The sequence below is a fragment of the Phytoactinopolyspora halotolerans genome, assembly GCF_010550675.1.
Lineage (GTDB): Bacteria > Actinomycetota > Actinomycetes > Jiangellales > Jiangellaceae > Phytoactinopolyspora > Phytoactinopolyspora halotolerans.
Window position 1 is genome coordinate 99669 of the sequence record NZ_JAAGOA010000020.1, and the last position, 17100, is coordinate 116768.

Annotated in this window: 13 protein-coding genes; 9 read left to right on the forward strand and 4 right to left on the reverse strand. The window is 69.9% G+C overall.

The genetic code is table 11. From position 1 onward, the window contains the following. The first annotated feature begins 8 nt into the window (after positions 1–8). From G1H10_RS24035 to helR, 6 genes are all read left to right on the forward strand, one after another. Positions 9–1352, forward strand: a complete 1344-nt coding sequence (locus tag G1H10_RS24035; protein ID WP_163742724.1) for an exo-beta-N-acetylmuramidase NamZ family protein — start codon at positions 9–11, stop codon at positions 1350–1352. Further along, on the forward strand, positions 1352–3166 hold the full coding sequence (locus G1H10_RS24040) for a serine hydrolase domain-containing protein (protein ID WP_163742726.1): 1815 nt from the start codon (positions 1352–1354) through the stop codon (positions 3164–3166). Before G1H10_RS24035 ends, G1H10_RS24040 begins: the two co-directional genes overlap by 1 nt. A 45-nt stretch (positions 3167–3211) precedes the next feature. Next, a complete protein-coding gene (locus tag G1H10_RS24045) occupies positions 3212–4132 on the forward strand; it encodes a MurR/RpiR family transcriptional regulator (RefSeq protein WP_163742728.1) in 921 nt (306 codons plus the stop codon). 83 nt (positions 4133–4215) lie between these two features. After that, positions 4216–4641: a dihydrofolate reductase family protein gene (locus tag G1H10_RS24050; protein WP_216853609.1), complete on the forward strand. Its 426-nt coding sequence runs from the start codon at positions 4216–4218 to the stop codon at positions 4639–4641. A gap of 23 nt (positions 4642–4664) precedes the next feature. Beyond that, positions 4665–4793: a hypothetical protein gene (locus tag G1H10_RS34115; RefSeq protein WP_281354369.1), complete on the forward strand. Its 129-nt coding sequence runs from the start codon at positions 4665–4667 to the stop codon at positions 4791–4793. Positions 4794–6169: 1376 nt separating this feature from the next. Next, positions 6170–8329, forward strand: coding sequence for an RNA polymerase recycling motor ATPase HelR (helR, locus tag G1H10_RS24055; protein ID WP_163742731.1), 2160 nt, complete (start codon positions 6170–6172; stop codon positions 8327–8329). 12 nt (positions 8330–8341) lie between these two features. Here the strand turns inward: helR and G1H10_RS24060 are convergent, their stop codons facing one another. Continuing rightward, on the reverse strand, positions 8342–9106 hold the full coding sequence (locus tag G1H10_RS24060) for a helix-turn-helix transcriptional regulator (RefSeq protein ID WP_163742732.1): 765 nt from the start codon (positions 9104–9106) through the stop codon (positions 8342–8344). A 116-nt stretch (positions 9107–9222) separates the two neighbouring features. On the opposite strand from G1H10_RS24060, the gene G1H10_RS24065 reads away from it, so the two are divergent. From G1H10_RS24065 to G1H10_RS24075, 3 genes are all read left to right on the forward strand, one after another. Further along, positions 9223–10197 carry a GlxA family transcriptional regulator gene (locus G1H10_RS24065; RefSeq protein WP_163742734.1) on the forward strand — a complete coding sequence of 325 codons (975 nt, stop codon included), beginning with the start codon at positions 9223–9225 and terminating at the stop codon, positions 10195–10197. An 85-nt stretch (positions 10198–10282) separates the two neighbouring features. After that, complete coding sequence (locus G1H10_RS24070; RefSeq protein ID WP_163742736.1) at positions 10283–11206, forward strand: ABC transporter ATP-binding protein; 924 nt, start codon at positions 10283–10285, stop codon at positions 11204–11206. Then, the gene (locus G1H10_RS24075) at positions 11203–11934 is read left to right on the forward strand and encodes an ABC transporter permease (RefSeq protein WP_163742737.1); all 732 of its coding nucleotides are present in this window, start codon (positions 11203–11205) and stop codon (positions 11932–11934) included. The genes G1H10_RS24070 and G1H10_RS24075 overlap by 4 nt, the downstream gene beginning before the upstream one ends. A gap of 49 nt (positions 11935–11983) precedes the next feature. On the opposite strand, the gene G1H10_RS24080 is transcribed toward G1H10_RS24075, so the two are convergent. Genes G1H10_RS24080 through G1H10_RS24090 form a run of 3 tightly spaced genes read right to left on the reverse strand, consistent with a single transcriptional unit; the run spans position 11984 to position 17100 of the window. After that, on the reverse strand, positions 11984–12259 hold the full coding sequence (locus G1H10_RS24080; protein WP_163742739.1) for a hypothetical protein: 276 nt from the start codon (positions 12257–12259) through the stop codon (positions 11984–11986). Positions 12260–12301: 42 nt separating this feature from the next. After that, positions 12302–13987, reverse strand: coding sequence for a hypothetical protein (locus G1H10_RS24085; RefSeq protein ID WP_163742741.1), 1686 nt, complete (start codon positions 13985–13987; stop codon positions 12302–12304). Next, entirely contained in the window at positions 13984–17100 is a 3117-nt protein-coding gene (locus tag G1H10_RS24090) for an alpha-mannosidase (RefSeq protein ID WP_376778656.1), read from the reverse strand. Before G1H10_RS24090 ends, G1H10_RS24085 begins: the two co-directional genes overlap by 4 nt.

Sequence of the window (17100 nt, forward strand, 5' to 3'; positions counted from 1 at the left end):
GAGGAACGATGCGACGTAGGAACTTCATCGCCGGCTTCACCGGACTCGTGGGGGCGCCGATGCTGAGCGGTACGGCAGCCGCCGCCGGTGTCTCCGCCGCCGATAGTGCCGGGCGCCACGGCGGGCATGGCCGTGGCCGCCGTCGTCGACGGGTACGCAGCGGGATCGAGGAGCTGGCGGCTCGCGACTACGACGTGCTGGCGGGTCAGCGGGTCGGCATGATCTCCAATCCGACCGGCGTGCTGCCGGACCTCACGCACGAGGTGGACGAGATCGTCCGCAGCGGTCAGGTCGACCTGGTGGCGGTGTTCGGTCCCGAGCACGGCTTCCGGGGGACCTCCCAGGCCGGTGAGGGCGAGGAGTTCTTCATCGACGCCAAGACCGGGCTTCCGGTCTACAACGCGTACCGGGACCCGGAACGGATCGGTGAACTCTACGACGAGGCCGGCGTCGACACCGTGGTCTTCGACATCCAGGACGTCGGTGCCCGCTTCTACACCTACATCTGGACGATGTACTGGGCCATGGTGGCCGCCGCGCGCCGGGACAAACGCTTCGTCGTTCTCGACCGGCCGAACCCGATCACCGGCCGGCGGGCCGCAGGACCGGTGCTGCACTATCCGGAGTTCGCCACCTTCGTCGGAGAGCGCCCGATCAGCCAGCAGCACGGCATGACGGTCGGCGAGCTCGCGCAGCTGTTCAACGCCGAGTTCCTACCCGACGAGGCCGGCACACAGGTCGATCTCACCGTCGTCCCCATGCGCGGCTGGTTCCGGGACATGTGGTACGAGGAGACCGGCCTGCCCTGGGTGGCGCCGTCGCCGAACATGCCGACGGTGGATACCGCGACGGTCTACCCGGGTACCTGCCTGTTCGAAGCCGGTCATCCGAGCGAAGGGCTCGCCGAGGGACGGGGCACCACGAAGCCGTTCCAGCTCATCGGGGCGCCGCATCTGGACCACGCGTGGGAAGAAGCGCTCGACGCCCTGGATCTGCCGGGTGTGGGATTCCGGGAGGCGTACTTCAACCCCACCTTCTCCAAGTATCAAGGGCGGGTCTGCGGCGGGGTCGAACTCTTCGTCACCGACCGCGACGACTTCGACCCGATCCACACCGCGATCGCCATGCTGATCGAGGCACGGAAGCTGCAGCCCGATGGGACCACGTTCTGGCGCACCGACAACTGGATCGACAAGCTGACCGGCTCCACCTGGGTACGGCAGGCGATCAACGACGGCTTGGGCGCCGACGAGGTGGTCGACGGCTGGCACGACGAGCTGAGCGAGTTCCGCTCAGTGCGGGAGAAGCACCTCATCTACCATCAGATGCGGCGCAGAGAGGAGCGGGACTGATGCGCCGCGCCGGCTTGGTTACGCTGTCCGGGTTGCTGCTGACGGCCACGGCGCTCGGCACACCCGCGGCGGCGTCGGGCCTATCGCCGGCAGGCGCGGCGGCCTCCGCCGATGCGCCGTCGTCCGCGGGCGGTCCCCCGACGGTCACGGGAGCTGATCTGAGGTTCACCGATCCATCCACGACGCTGCGCCCGGGCACCGCCCGCGAGGCCGGCCTGGTCGAGGAGTTCGTCGACCGCATCGTCCCGGCTGCCGCCGCCTACATGGAGCCCGGCGGGCCCAGCGGGGAGAACCCGTCCTACCCCGGATTCGCCCTGCTCGCCGCCCGCGACGGCGTGGTCGTGGCGGACGACGCCCAGGGTTATGCGGTGCGGTACGCGAGCTGGGACGACGAGAACGGCACCGCCGTCGAGCTGCCTCAGGACCAATGGGTGCCGATGCAGCGGGACACGATCTTCGACATGGCGTCGATCACCAAGTTGTTCACCTCCGTCGTCGTGGTTCAGATGGCCGAACGTGGCGAGCTCCAGCTCGACGCACCGGTCGCCGAGTATCTGCCGGAGTTCGCCCATACCGATCCGGACAAGGCCGACATCGTCGTCCAGCAGCTGCTCACCCACACCTCCGGCATGACCGCCTGGCTCAACCTCTACAGCCTGCCGGACGACGAGGCACGCATGCAGGCCATCTACTCCGAGCCGTTGCGGCGCACACCGGGCAGCGGGTACGAGTACTCCGACCTCAACCTCATCACGCTCGGCAAGGTCGTCGAGCGCATCACCGACGACCCGCTGGATGAGGCGGTCGCGGAGCGGATCACCGAGCCGCTCGGCATGACCGACACCATGTTCAACCCGCCGGAATCGCTGCTTCACCGGATCGCGGCCACCGAGTACCAGCCGTGGACCGACCGCGGGCTGATCCGCGGCACGGTGCACGATGAGAACGCGTGGTCGTTCGGCGGCGTCGCCGGGCACGCGGGCATCTTCTCCACCGTCTCCGACCTTGCCGTCTTCGGGCAGATGATCCTGAACGGCGGCCGTTACGGGGACGCCCGCATCCTCAGCGAGGACTCCGTCCGGGCGATGCTGACCAATCTCAACGCCGGACTCGGCGGCTCGGCGGCGCGCGGGCTGGGGTGGCAGCTCGACCAGCGCTGGTACATGGACGCCATGACCTCGCCGGTCACCACCGGCCACACCGGGTACACGGGCACCTCGCTCGTCGTCGACCCGTTGTCCGACTCGGTGCTGGTGCTGCACACGAACCGGGTGCACCCGACGCGCAACTGGGGAACCGTCAGCAGCTACCGGCGCGCGCCGGCGCGTGAGCTGGCCCGGGCGGTTCCGGTCGACCCGGCCGTCGGCCGGGATGCCTGGTTCTCGGGTCAGCAGGACGCCGCGACCGTCACCCTGACCGCTCCCCTGACGTCCGCGGCGCACGGCGGGCGACTGACCTTCCACCTGTGGTATGACACCGAGGCCACGGACGTCGGGCGCCTGCTGGCTTCCACCGACGACGGCGCGAGCTGGGAACCCGTGCCGATGGAGCTGCGGACACAGGATCACCGATGGAGCAGCGACGGCACCTTCTCCGGCTTCGCCGGGCGACAGTGGCTGACCGCGCATGCCACGCTGCCCGACGGGACGACACACGTGCGGTGGAGCTACGCGTCGGACTCGATCTACCAGGGGCGGGGCGTCTACGTGGACGGCGTACGGGTGGTCGACCGGAGCGGCGTGCGGTTCAACGGTGAGCGGCCCGCCGACGCCCAGCGCTTCGTCGCCGACGGCTGGACCCAGGCATCGGACTGACGCCGCGAAACCCGGAGCACACCGGCGCCGAGTAGATTTCTCGCTATGCCGAAGGCAGACGAGGCCGGAAACACCGTGGTGCGGGCCCGCGCGCTGCTGCCGTCGTTGCCCCCGGCGGAGCAGCGGGTGGCCCGGCGCGTCATCGACGATCCGGTCGGCGTGTCCGTCTTCACCATCGCCGAGCTGGCACACGCGTGCGGCACGTCGCGCACGACCGTCACCCGGTTCTGCCGCGCCCTCGGCTTCTCCGGATATCCGGAGCTGCGACTCAGGCTCGCCACCGAGGCCGGCCGGGCCGAGCGCGTCGATCGCGAGCGACCGGTGAGCGGCGATATCAACCCTGACGACGCCTTGACCGACGTCGTCGAGAAGATCGCCTTCGCCGATGCCCGCGCCGTCGAGGACACCGCGTCCCAACTCGACACGGCCGTGCTCGGACGAGTCATCGACGCCGTCGTCGACGCGCGCCGGGTCGACATCTACGGTGTCGGAGCCAGCGCCTTCGTCGCATTGGACTTCCAGCAGAAGCTGCACCGCGTCGGACGGGTGGCGTATGCCTGGTCGGACACGCACGCCGCCCTGACCTCGGCCGCGCTGCTCACCGACCGGGACGTGGCCGTCGGCGTCTCACACTCGGGAACCACCCAGGACACCATCGACGCCCTGGCCGAAGCGCGCAGCCGTGGAGCCACGACTGTGGCTCTCACCAACTTCCCGCGATCCGCGATCTGCGCCGTCGCCGACCTGGTGCTCACGACGGCGGCGCGCGAGACCACGTTCCGGTCGGGGGCGACGGCCAGCCGCCTCGCGCAGCTCACCGTCGTCGACTGCGTGTTCGTGGGGGTAGCCCAGCGCACGTACGACGAGACGCTGGCCGGGCTCGCCGCCACCTACAACGCGGTGAGCAGCCGCCGGGTGCAGCCGGGGCGAGCTCTCGATGTGTCGCATCGGCGGCCGGGAAGGTGATTCCCCGGGCGGGCGGGAGGGAGAGAGCCGATCGCTGCGGCGTGGCCAGGCGCTCCAGATCCACCTGCCGGAGCATGTCGAACATGTCGATGGCGCTGGACGGTTTCATCGAGGACGCCGACGGCCGCGTAGACGAGTTGTTCGAGTGGTACACCGCTGGGCCGGTCGCGACCGAGACGGCCAACGCGGATATCCCGTTGAGCCAGACCGCCGAGGACGCCGAGTATTTCGAAGACACGGTCAGGACCCTCGGCGCACTGATCACGGGGCGGCGCCTATTCGACGTGGCCGCCGGCTGGAACGGTGCGCATCCCACCGGGGTGCCGGTGTTCGTCGTGACACACCGGGTTCCCTCCCCGCAGGAATGGCCGCACCAGGATGCGCCGTTCACCTTCGTCACCGATGGCGTGACGAGCGCGGTCGCCCAGGCAAAGGACGTCGCGGGCGACAAGGACGTGGTGATCGCGAGTCCGAGCATCACGCGACAGGCGCTCGACGCGGGGGGCTGATCGATGTCGTCACCGTCGATCTGGTGCCGTACCTGCTCGGCTCAGGAACGCCGTACTTCGCGAACCTGTCGTCGGCGCCGGTTCGGCTGGACAACCCGACGATCCGGCCCAGCAGTCGGGTCACCCACCTCAGCTATCGGGTCCTTCGCTGACACCGCAGGCCCCACCGGCGCCCCGCCCGGGCCAGACACACGGCCATGCGGCCAGGGCACGCGCCCATCCTGCCCGGCCATGCGCCCATCCTGCCCGGGCCACACGCCCATCCTGCCCGGCCCACGCGCCCATCCGGGTCAGCACCGGTCCGCGTCTGGCCGCACGACCGTACCCACAACCGGTTATACGGCGCGGCTTGAAGCGGCGTCACTCGTGAGCGTGGTCCTGCCCAGCGTCCTCGTGGGACGCGTCGTGTGAGTTCGGGCGGCACCGTGGCCTTGTGCGTGGCGTCGTGCGGATTCGAGCTGCATATGGCGGTCAAGATGCACACGGCGCCGCACACTACTGGCTAATCCGGCGCAGCAGCCGCCCAACTTCACACGACAAGACTCACGACGACGCCCGGAGCGGCCAGAGTCCGCACGACCGCCAACACGACACGGTCGTGCATCTGGTCGTGTGTACAGGAGCCGGTCCCGACGCCGACCGTGTGGTCTGTCGTGTGCAGAACGGCCGCATAGAAGAGACCGTGCAGTCTGTCGTGTGACCGCGGGCCGGTGGACTGCAGGCGTGGAGCGGCGACTTCCACGGGCGGGCCGGACATGGTGCGTTGGATGACCGTTGGAATGCGCCTTCCCGCGGATTCCAGTGTGAACTCACCGCACCATGCACGCCCACTCAGCGCACCATGACGTCAGTGCGGCGGCGAGAGCCCGCGATGTTCGGGTGGCGAGCGCTGTCGGTGTTCCCGTTGGCTAGCGCTGTCGGTGTTCCGGTTGCCGTGCAGGGGTGGAACGCCGTGGTGTCGTCCGCACCGGGCCGCGCCACGGCACAACTGACGTGGTGTGCGTACGAGCGCGCCAGATTCTGATGAGAGATCTGAACGCCGGCGACACGGAGAAGGTACGTGGTACGGAGCTGCAGTGCCCAAGATGTCTGGAAGGCCGGACCCTGGAAGTCCGCACGTTGCGAAGAGCGCGTGGCCGAGCTACTCGGCTCCTCTCCCTTCTTAATGTATAGCTCAATGGGGGCCTTGCGGCAAGGCCCTACCTGCGGGGCAGAATTGGGGCCTCAGCAGCACAAAGATGCCGAACGTGGGGGTCGGATGCGGATGCCAGGCGGGCCAAAGCAGATCACGGGAACCCGTCTGGAGCCCACCACGGTGGTCGTCACCGAGCGAAGAGCGCGCGCCGCGAGGTGGCACCGCTGAGGATTCCGCCCACGTAGCGAACCCAGCAACCGAACCGAGCAGCTCCCGAGGCGGTCACATGCCCGGGAGCACGGACACCCATGCCCGCGGACCGAGACATCCCGGCTGACTGTGTCCTGCGCCTGACCATCGACGCGACCCCAGATCGACCACGGAGCTGATGACGTGACCACCCTGCCTGCGACAGCGTTCAAACTGCCCGACCACCTCGCCGCCAAGGCCGACCCGGCGCTGATCGCCGCCGACGAGCAGCACTTCGCGGCGCTCGGGGCGAGCCTTGAGCAGCAGATCGCCGACCTGTCCGACCGCCTTGACGCCCAGCGCAAGGCTCCCGGTGGCCGCGGCCAGGCCGCGCTGGAGCGGGACCTGGAGATCCACCGATTGACCGCTCGCCTGCGGCTGTTGCGCCGCTTCGGGCTGGACCTGTGCCTCGGGCGCATGGTCAGCGCGGACGACCCTGATCCGGTGTACATCGGACGGCTCGGCCTCACCGACAACGACGGGCGTCGGTTACTTGTCGACTGGCGCGCACCGGCGGCCGAGCCGTTCTTTGCAGCGACCCACGCCCATCCGATGGGCCTGGTCAGCCGACGCCGGTACCGCTGGACCCGCGGCCGGATCACCGACTACTGGGACGAAGTCTTCACCCCGGACAGGCTCGCCGACGAAGCCGCGCGCGTCAGCCTTGATGACCAGTCCGCGTTCATCGCCAGCCTCGGCAGCAGCCGCTCGCCACGGATGCGCGACGTCCTCGGCACCATTCAGGCCGATCAGGACGCCATCATCCGCGCGGGTTCGCGCGGGTCGCTCGTCGTCGACGGCGGCCCCGGCACCGGGAAAACGGTCGTCGCTCTGCACCGCGCCGCCTATCTGCTGTACTCCGATCCTCGCCTCGACGACCGCCGGGGTGGTGTACTGTTCGTCGGCCCACACCGCCCGTACCTGGCCTACGTCGCCGACGTGCTCCCCAGCCTCGGCGAGGAAGGCGTACAGACATGCACCCTGCGGGATCTTGTACCCGAGGGAGACACGACCGCGGTGGAGACCGACCCGGACGTGGCCCGGCTGAAATCCTCCGTCGATATGGTGCGGGCGATCGAGCCCGCAGTCAGGCTGTACGAGGAGCCGCCAGCCACGGGGATGACGGTCGAGACGCACTGGTCCGACGTCTGGCTCAGCGCCGCGGACTGGGCCGAGGCGTTCGAGGCGGCCGAGCCGGGCGTGCCGCACAACGAGGCCCGAGACCACGTCTGGGAAGAACTGCTCACGATCTTGATCGACAAACACGACGACGATGACGTCTCGCCTGATCTGCTCCGCACGTCCCTGCTACAGAACCGGGAGCTGATCAGCACCTTCAACCGGGCCTGGCCGCTGCTGGACGCGACCGACCTGGTCGCGGATCTGTGGTCGGTCCCGGCCTACCTGCGCATGTGTGCCCCCGGGCTCAGTCCAGACGAGGTTCGCAAGCTGCAACGCGCGGACGCCCGGGCCTGGACGGTGTCCGACCTGCCGCTACTGGACGCGGCCAGGCAGCGCCTGGGCGACCCGGAGACGGCGCGACGCAAGCGCCGGCAGGAATCGGCCGCCGCCGCGGAACGCGAACATATGGACCGGGTCGTCGACCACCTGATCGCCACCGACGACTCCGATATGCAGGTGATGTCGATGTTGCGTGGCGAGGACCTGCAGCACACCCTGGTCGACGACGCCGCCCTTCCGAGCGCCGACCCGGACCTGCTCGCCGGCCCGTTCGCGCACATCATCGTGGACGAGGCCCAGGAACTGACCGACGCAGAGTGGCAGATGCTGCTGCGCCGCTGCCCGTCTCGCAGCTTCACCATCGTCGGAGACCGGGCTCAGGCCCGGCACGGATTCGCCGATTCCTGGCAGGAACGGCTCGAGCGGATCGGGCTCGACCGGATCACCCTGACCTCGCTGAGCATCAACTACCGCACGCCTGAAGAGGTCATGGCCGAAGCCGAACCGGTCATCCGCCGCGTGCTCCCGGATGCCAACGTGCCGGTCTCCATTCGCAGCACCGGTCTGCCCGTGCTGCACGGATCGGTGTCCGAACTGGATGCGATCCTCGACACCCTGCTCGCCGAACACGCCGACGGCACCGCGTGCGTCATCGGCGATGCTACGTTCGCCGACATGGACCGGGTCCGTTCGCTCACGCCCGAGACGGCCAAGGGCCTGGAGTTCGACGTGGTCATCCTGGTGGACCCGCAGACCTTCACCACCGGCATCGAAGGAGCCGTCGACCGCTACGTCGCGATGACCCGCGCAACCCAGCGACTCGCGATCCTCACCAGCACCTGATGGACTGCCGCCTCATGGCGCGGTCCCGGAGCTCGTAAGCACATAGCGGATGAGTTCCGACCGCGAGCCGATGCCGAGTTTGATGTACACGTTCCTCAAGTGGTACTCGACCGTGCGCGGGCTCAGGAAGAGACGCGCGGCCACCTCGCGATTGCTGGCGCCCTGGCTGACCGCCTCGGCGATGCGTCGTTGCTGCATGGTCAGGCCACGCCACCCGATGGCGGCAGGGTCCGCATCCGTGGCGGCCTGCAACTCGATGCGGGCCCGATCCGCCCACGTCAACGCGCCCACGCGGCGGAACGTGTCGAGTGCCGCAGCCAGGAACACACACGCGTCCGACCTACGACGGATCCTGCGCAGGTACTCGCCGTACAGCAACTGTGTGCGCGCCTGCTCGATCACCTCGTCGGCGCGGGCGTGAAAGTGCATGGCGCGTCCATAGGCGGCCTCGGCCGCGCAGCCCAGGCTCAACAGCGCCCGCACACGTGCGCTCAACGCCAGCAGGAGCGGCGACGCCGAGTCCCCCGCCCACGCCTCGAAGCGCTCGGCGTGGCCACGCACGAGTTCCGGCGTGCCGGCCCGTACTGCGGCCTCCACCAGGTCCGGCACCACGTGCAGTCCCCGCGGCGAGGTACCGGCCGCCGCGATGGCGATCGCGAAATGCCGCGCCGCCAGGGCCGGCCGACCGGCGGCAAGCTCGGTATGCCCGAGCACCCGATGCATCGACACGTCGGCCAGAGACACGTGCTCCTCGGCCGCGATGATCGTGGTCGTCATGCGGGTGATTCTGCGCGCACCCCAGGATCCCGGACAACGGCTGACCTCACAGATGTCCGGGATCCTGGGATATCAGACCGCCCGGCCCCGCCTGTGCGCACGTAGGCTTGGCTGCCGTGGAGGCCCGCCAGATCCTCGTCGTGGCGTACGAGCACACCGAATTGGTGGACGTCGCATGCGTGACCACGTGCTTCGACATGGCGAACCGCCTGGGTGCCGCCCCGCCGTACCGCGTCCGGCTGGTGAGCCCGGGCGGCGGCAGCGTGCGGTGCGATTCCGGCCTCGAGCTGCAGGCGCAGGGCAGTCTGGAGGAGACCTTCGAGGACGTCGACACGATCATCGTCTCCGGCGGGCTGGGCCATGAGGCCGCCGCTCAGAACCCGCAGGTCCTTCACCACGTCCGCAGACTCGCCGGCCAGGCTCGGCGGACGGCTTCGGTGTGTACGGGCGCCACGGTACTGGCCGCGACCGGCCTGCTCGACGGACGCACCGTCACCACCCATTGGTGGTACGCGCGCCGCCTGGCGCGCCTCTTCCCGAAGGTGAACGTCGACGCCGGACCGGTCTACATCCGCGACGGCGACCTCGCCACGTCGGGCGGCGTCACGGCCTCGCTCGATCTGACTCTCGCGTTCATCGAGGAGGATCACGGTGCGGAACTGGCGCGGCACGTCGCACTGGGCGTGGTCACCTACCTGCAGCGGCCGGGCAACCAGGCGCAGATGAGTCTCTTCACCACCGCTCCCCGGCCGGACCATGTCCTCGTCCGCAGCGTGCTGGACCACGTCGTCGCCAACATCACCGATGACCTCAGCACGTCGTCGCTGGCCGCCCGGGCGGGGGTGAGCGTACGGCACCTGACCCGGCTGTTCCGCGAGCATCTCGGTGAACCACCGGCCAAGGCGGTGCAGCGGATCCGGCTCGAGATGGTCGCCCGGCTGCTGACGTCGACCGAGCTGTCGATGTCGCAGGTCGCCAAACGGGCCGGCTTCTCCTCGGCCGAGACGATGCGGCAGGCGTACGTCAACCGGTTCGGGATCACACCGTCACAGTTCCGCAGCACCCAGTCGGTGCGGCATACAGACCAGTGATTTCCCTGATCCCAGCAGCACCTGCACCGGCCTATGGTCGACGGCGTGCAGCACTCGCGACGCCGGCCGGAGGCCTGACCGGCACATGGACACCGTCATCAGTGTGGATCACCTCCGCAAGACCTACGCAGACGTCGTCGCGGTGGATGATGTCTCCTTCAACGTTCACCACGGTGAGATCTTCGGCATCCTCGGAGCCAACGGGGCGGGCAAGACGACCACCGTCGAGATCCTGCAGGGCTTGCGCGCCCCGACCGGCGGGCGGCTGGAGGTGCTGGGACTCGACCCGCACCGGGAGACCGACCGGCTGCGCCGTCGGCTCGGGGCACAGTTGCAGGCCTCCGCGCTTCCGGACCGGCTCCGGGTGGCCGAGGCCGTCCGGCTGTTCGGCCGGTTACACACGCCACGGGTCGACGTCGGCGCCACGCTTGAGGCCTGGGGGTTGGATCGGTTGCGCGACCGCCCGTTCGGTGTCCTGTCCGGCGGCGAGCGGCAGCGGCTGTTCGTCGCTCTCGCCCTGCTCGGCGACCCCGATATCGTGGTGCTCGACGAGCTGACCACGGGTCTCGACCCCACCGCGCGACGCGCGACATGGGACGTGGTCCGGCAGGTACGCGCCGGCGGCACCACCGTGGTGCTGGTCACCCATTTCATGGACGAGGCCGAATCACTCTGCGACCGCGTCGCGGTGATGGACGGCGGTCAGATCGTCGCGTGCGACACACCGCGTGGCCTGACCGCTCGCCTGGGCGGGCCGGTCACGATCACCTTCGACGTCACCGGCCGTCTCGACCGGACCACGCTCCTCGCTGTCCCGGGCGTGGATTCGGTCACCATCGACGCCGCCCAGGTCACGGTGGCCGGTCAGAGCGTCGCTGCGGCCGGAGTCGCCGTCGCGCTGGCCGAGCAGGGCATACGACCGGACGACTATCGAACCCGCTACCCCACGCTCGAGGATGTCTTCCTGAGCCTCACCGGCCGCCCACCGAGCGGGAGGAACCGAACGTGACCGGTCATCTCACCTGGACCGAGTTGAAGCTGCTGGTCCGCGAGCCGCTGGTGCTGATCTTGAGTCTGATGTTCCCGATCCTGCTCATGGTGCTCCTGGTGACGGCGTTCCGGGATCACACCGGCAGCGTCTTCGCGGACCTCGACGGCGACGTCTTCTACGTCACCGCATACCTGGGTGCCGCTGTCGCCGTGATGGGGTTCATGGGCACACCGACGCACCTCGCCGGCTACCGCGAGAGTGGAGTTCTGCGCCGTTTCCGGGCGGCCGGTGTCGGCGCCCCGGCGCTCGTCGTCTCGCAGACGGCGGTGCTGGCGGTGCTCGCCGTCGTCGGCGCGGCTGCCATGATCGTGCTGGCCTACGCCGGATTCAACCTCGCGGCGCCGGCCTCCATCGGTGGCGTCGTCGCCGCCTTCGCCGCCGGCGTCCTCGCCTTCGCCGGCATCGGCACCTTCCTCGGTTCGGTGATGCCGAGCGCCCGGGCCGCGCAAGGCCTGGGCCTGCTGCTGTTTCTCGGGACGTTCCTTCTTGTCGGTGGCGGGCCTCCACCCGGAGTTCTGCCGGGCGTGGTCAACGACATCGCCGCCTGGACGCCCATCGGCCTGCTGATCGACGCGATCCGTGCTCCGTGGGCCGACGGCGCACTGGATGGCCCGGCCATGGCCGTGCTCGTCGCCATCGCCACCGTCGGCTTCGCCCTCGCCACACGCCGGCTGCGACGAACCTGACATCGCAGGGACGACGACCGGACGCGTGACCCGGCTACCCGACCGCGGGTCAACCGGATGCGGACTCGTCCGCTCCCCCTCGAGCAGGCCCATCGCTCTCATCAGCTGTCTCATCGACGCGGTCGGCGCGGTCCCGCACGCCGTCGCTCAGATCCTCACCGTGCGGCCGGCGCAACTCGCCGCCCGGACCTTGCACCTGTTCGGTCTCGTCCGCCTCGGCATGCACCCGGGTCTCATCACCGATCGAGTTGACCGCCGCGGCCCGGTCGCGTTCTTCCTGCGTGGTGCGGCGCGGAGCGCCGACGTCAGCGTTGTTCTCTGTCATCCACGCGGCAGTACCCGGATCGATGCGCCGGAAACGAATCGGTCAGATCGCGCGGATACGGACTCGCGCCACACCCGGAGTGCGCCCGACGATGTATGCCCGCCGGCCGTCCACCGCATCGGTGGCTCCGAGGTAGGTGTAGTCCTCGCCGGGGTGATACCGGGCGGGGCCTGCCTCACCCGTGCCCGGTCCGAACTCGACGGCGCTGCCGCCCACACGGTAGCGGGCGGTACCGGAATCCAGCCGCACCGAGCCGTCGGACGCCTCGGCCGCACCCGAGAACGCTCCGCCTTCGCGGAACGAGAGCTCCAACGCCCAGGGCAGGGCCGGTCCGTCGGTCATGATCTCCAGCTCGACGCCGTCATCGGTCGGTCGTGCCGCGACCCGGGTGCGGAGCGCGACGGCGTCGGACTGCCGGTCGGAGAACGCCATCGCCGCGGCGAACCGCCCCTCGTCGGCCAAGTCGTACGCTCCGTCAGCGTGCCGCTCGCCGCGCTCCAGCGGCTGGTAATAATGCCCCTCCAGCTGCTCGGTGAGGATGATCGCGTCGCCGTCGACGGCCATCTCGGCGGCCCGGAACGGGCCGAGTCCGAAGAAGTCGCGGGACAGGCGGACCGAGTCGAGAACCACCTCGCCCGCGAACATGCGGAGAAACGTGGGGTTGCTCGCCAGCCCCGAGCGGATCCGCCGCTGTCGCGGGTAATCGGAGCCGCCGTAGAGCACGAGTGTCCGTGCCGGATTCGCATCGACGACGAGCCCGGACGCACTCCACGCCTCCCGGCGCCTCGCCGCCGGCGGTTCGGGCTCCGGGAGCGGCCGGGCCAGCCACGGGTCGAGCAGCAGCTCGGTGAGGACCGTATGCGGTTCGGCGATGCCCTGCGCCGCGGCGTGTTCCGCCGCCCACGCGAAATCGCCGCGGCCCCGCTCAATCGCGAAGCGCCGGTACGCCAGCAGGTACGGCGCCAACGGAAACGGCTCGCCGCGCTGGTCCTGGCGCCGGGACTGGGTCGTCTCGACCGAACCGTCCGGGTGGATCAGCCCCAGTGTGGCGTCGAGATTGCGCACGACGACGTCGTGCAGATCCGGACGGTCGAACACATCGCCGATCACCACCAGCGACGGGTTCGACACGTACGCCGCATAGTTCGCGCTGCGCTCGGAGTACATCCCGTCGGTCTGCTGGTCGATGCCCTCGGCCAGCCATTGTTCGGCCCGCGCGTGCACGGCGACGTCGGGACGGCGCCGGTACAGCCGGGCCAGCGCCGCGGTGAGCTCCCACCGGTGGTTGGGCGTGTGCACACCGCCGGCGATCATGGCGGGCATCGCCGCGTCGGCGATGGCGTCGAGCATCTGCCCGAGTGGCGTCAGCGACGGGTCGGCGACGCGGCGGATCAGCTCGAGGGTGTCGCACGCGTCGTTGACGGCGAACGCGGAATCCGGCGGCGACTCGATGTTGTCGCCGCCGATGAAGAGGCCGGATGCCGCCTGCATCCGCCCCAGGGCGGCAGCGTGGGCTACGGCGTGCGAGAGCAGCCGCTCCCGCCCGGCGTAGGCGCCGTCGTCCGCGACATACGCGCTCACGAGCAGCTTGATCCGCCGCATCGCCGCGCGGTACGGGCCGAGCGGCGCTGTATCCAGGTCGGCCGGTGACGCGGCGAGCACCTCCTCGACCGCTGCATCCACCGCCGCGATCACCGCGCGGCGAAAAGCCTCGTCCACGTCCCTCATGCGAGTTCTCTCCGTAGCCGCACCGTCAGCACCTCGAACGGACGCAGCTCGATCGCGATGCCGTCGCCGGGTCCGGCCGCCACCGCGCCCGTCCCGTCGGCGAGCACCGTCTCGACCAGGTCGCACTCACGCGCTTCGGCGACGGCGAAGTCGGCGTGCAGCGTCGCGCGCGTACGTGCTCCGCGGCTCTCGTAGACGCGGACGATCACGTCGCCGGACCGGTCGTCGGCGAGCTTGACCGCCGACATCACCGCGGAGGTCGAGCCGCCCTGAACACCCGAGACGGCGACGAGCGGCACCGGCGCCGCCGCACCCGTGATCCGGCGCAGCGGCGTCGCGAGCCTGGCACCGGCACGCAGCGCCTCGTCCGTGGTCGGGGCCGGCACCAGCACGGTCGTGAAGGTGTGCCGCCCTTGGTCTGCCCCGGGGTCCGGGAACGTCGGCGCGCGCAGCAGCGACTGCCGCACGGTCGTCACCACCCGGCCGTCGGCGCTGTTCCGGGTGACGTCGTGCCCGTACACACCGTCGTTGACCACAGCCACACCGAAGCCCGGTTCCCCGACGTGTACCCACCGGTGCGCACACACCTCGTACCGTGCGGCGTCCCACGCGGTGTTGGCGTGTACCGGGCGGCGCACGTGCCCGTATTGCGACTCGTACGCCGCGTCGTGCGCGTGGATGTCGAAGGGGAAGGCGAGCTTGAGCATGCGCCGCCGCTCGTGCCAGTCGATCTCGGTGCGGATGTGCACGGCGTCGTCGACGATCGTGATGATCTGCGTGAGCCGGCTATCGCCGAACGCGCGCTCGACCCGCACGCTACCGTCATCGCGCAACGTCGAGGTGCCGTCCACCAGGTCCACGGCGTTCGCGCGGTACGAGCGGTCGAGGTCCCACGCGTCCCACTTGGCCGGTGCGTCCACATGCAGCTGCGGCAGGTTCGCGGCCGTGCCGGCTGGGATGAGATCGCGCCCAGAGAGGAGGTCGACGACGTGCGCGATGAGCCCGTTCGCGGTGATCTCGACCCGCAGCGCGGACGAGGTCAGCTCGATGCTGCCGTCCGGCAGCGTGCGAGCTGCGATATCCGCTGCGCCGGCGACACCGCTGGCCGCCGCATCGGTCACATCCCGCTCGACCGAGACGTCCGCGGGTACGCCGCCGAACGCGGGAACGCCCGCGGCCCGGAACGGTGCCGCATTGACCGCGAGGCGACGCGTTCCCGCACCGACCAGCGCTCGCAGCGCGTCGTCGATCAGGCGTTCCAGTCGCTCGGTGATGCGCTGATGCGAGGCCTCGGCCTCACGGTGTACCCACGCGATCGCGCTGCCGGGCAGGATGTCGTGGAACTGCAGCAGAAGCACCTCCTGCCACAGCTGGTCCAGCTCGTCGTACGGATACGGCACGCCCACACGCACGGTGGCGCTCGCCGACCAGAGCTCGGCCTCGAGAAGCAGCTGCTCGTTGCGACGGTTGCCCCGCTTCGTGCGCGACTGCGAGGTGTAGATGCCGCGATGGAACTCCAGGTACATCTCCCCCGACCACACCGGCGGCGTCGTGTACTCGCGCTCGACCTCGCCGAAGAAGTCGGCGGCGGTGCCGAACCGCACCCGCGGCGAGCCCTCCAGATCGGACTGCAGGCGTGCGTCGCACATCATCTCGCGCGTCGGTCCCCCGCCGCCGTCGCCGTACCCGAACGGCATGAGCGAGAGCGAGGCACCGGCGTGGTCGGCGAAGGTGCGCACACTGCGGGCCAGCTCGGTGGGGCGCATGTCGCCGCTGTAGGTGTTGTTCGGTGGGAAGTGCGTGAGGACGCGCGTGCCGTCGATGCCTTCCCACAGGAATGTGTGGTGCGGCATCGCGTTGGCGTCGTTCCAGCACATCTTCTGCGTGAAGAACCAGCGCAGTCCCGCTTTGCGGAGCAACTGCGGCAGCGTCCCCGGGTAGCCGAAGGAGTCGGGCAGCCACCCGACCTCGCTGCGTGCCCCGAACTCGCGCTCGAAGAACCGTGTGCCCTGCGACAGCTGGCGCGCCAGCGACTCCCCCGACGGCATGTTCACGTCGGACTCGACCCACATGTTGCCGACCGGGACGATACGGCCCTCAGCAACGCGCCGCTTCACTCGCGCGTACAGCTCGGGATCCTGGCGCTCGAGCCAGGCGAAATGCTGTGCCGACGAGGCCGTGAACACCGCATCGGGGTCACGGTCCATCAAGTCGACGACGTTGGCGAAGGTGCGGGTGACCTTACGCACGGTCTCCCGGCTGGGCCACAGCCACGCCGAGTCGATGTGCGCGTGACCCGTCGCGACGATGCGGTGCGCCGACCCGACCGCGGGCGACGCGAGCAGCGGTGCCAGCACGGCCCGTGCGGACGGCGCTGCTGCTGCCGGGTCGCCCGGGTCGAGCTCGTCGAGCGCGCGGTCGAGACCCGCCAGCAGCGCGACGCGGCGCGGCTCGTTCTCCCCGAGCTCATGCGTGAGGCCGTGCAGCACGGTCACCTCGCGGACCAGGCGCTCCACCTCGGCATCGATCGAGCGGATCTCGAACCGCCCGAGGCGGTACAGCGGGGCGTCCGGTGCGCCGTTCGGGTCGCCGTACGGGGTCGGCGCGTACGCACGTGCGCTCGTGAAATCGTCGCCTCCCGAGAGGTCCGGGTTGGCCGCGGCCTCGACGAGGAACGCGAACGACTCGCCGGGTGCCACCTCGATGGGTACATGGTGATTGCGCGGCTCCAGTCCCTTCACCGCCTGCCCCGTCCGCGTGCGGACCAGACCTTCGCACTGGAACCCGGGCTTGGCGGTGTTGAACCCGAGGTCCAGCGACAACTCCACCCGATGCCGTCGATCGACGGCCCAGTCCGCCGGGACACGGCCGGTCACGTGGAACCAGGTGGTTCCCCATGGCCGGCCCCAGCGGAAGCCCCGCTCGACCGGCGCGAACGTCACCGGATCCGGCAATTCGCCGAAGGGCACGGGTTCACCCGTGTCGCCCGGTACGCCCGGCACCGTCCAGGCCGCGACATCCAGCGGTACGGTCTCGGCCAGGACCGCGTCGGGCAGGTACTCCCCCAGCCACCGGCCGATCCTGGCCAGGATCGAAGGCGCGTGCATGTGCAC

What these genes read in the sequence shown, in the direction of transcription:
- G1H10_RS24045 (WP_163742728.1), top strand. Translation starts at nt 3,212, where the DNA reads ATGCCGAAGGCAGACGAGGCCGGAAACACCGTGGTGCGGGCCCGCGCG.
- G1H10_RS24085 (WP_163742741.1), bottom strand. Translation starts at nt 13,987, where the DNA reads ATGAGGGACGTGGACGAGGCTTTTCGCCGCGCGGTGATCGCGGCGGTG.
- G1H10_RS24035 (WP_163742724.1), top strand. Translation starts at nt 9, where the DNA reads ATGCGACGTAGGAACTTCATCGCCGGCTTCACCGGACTCGTGGGGGCG.
- G1H10_RS24080 (WP_163742739.1), bottom strand. Translation starts at nt 12,259, where the DNA reads ATGACAGAGAACAACGCTGACGTCGGCGCTCCGCGCCGCACCACGCAG.
- G1H10_RS24060 (WP_163742732.1), bottom strand. Translation starts at nt 9,106, where the DNA reads ATGACGACCACGATCATCGCGGCCGAGGAGCACGTGTCTCTGGCCGAC.
- G1H10_RS24050 (WP_216853609.1), top strand. Translation starts at nt 4,216, where the DNA reads ATGTCGATGGCGCTGGACGGTTTCATCGAGGACGCCGACGGCCGCGTA.
- G1H10_RS24070 (WP_163742736.1), top strand. Translation starts at nt 10,283, where the DNA reads ATGGACACCGTCATCAGTGTGGATCACCTCCGCAAGACCTACGCAGAC.
- G1H10_RS24040 (WP_163742726.1), top strand. Translation starts at nt 1,352, where the DNA reads ATGCGCCGCGCCGGCTTGGTTACGCTGTCCGGGTTGCTGCTGACGGCC.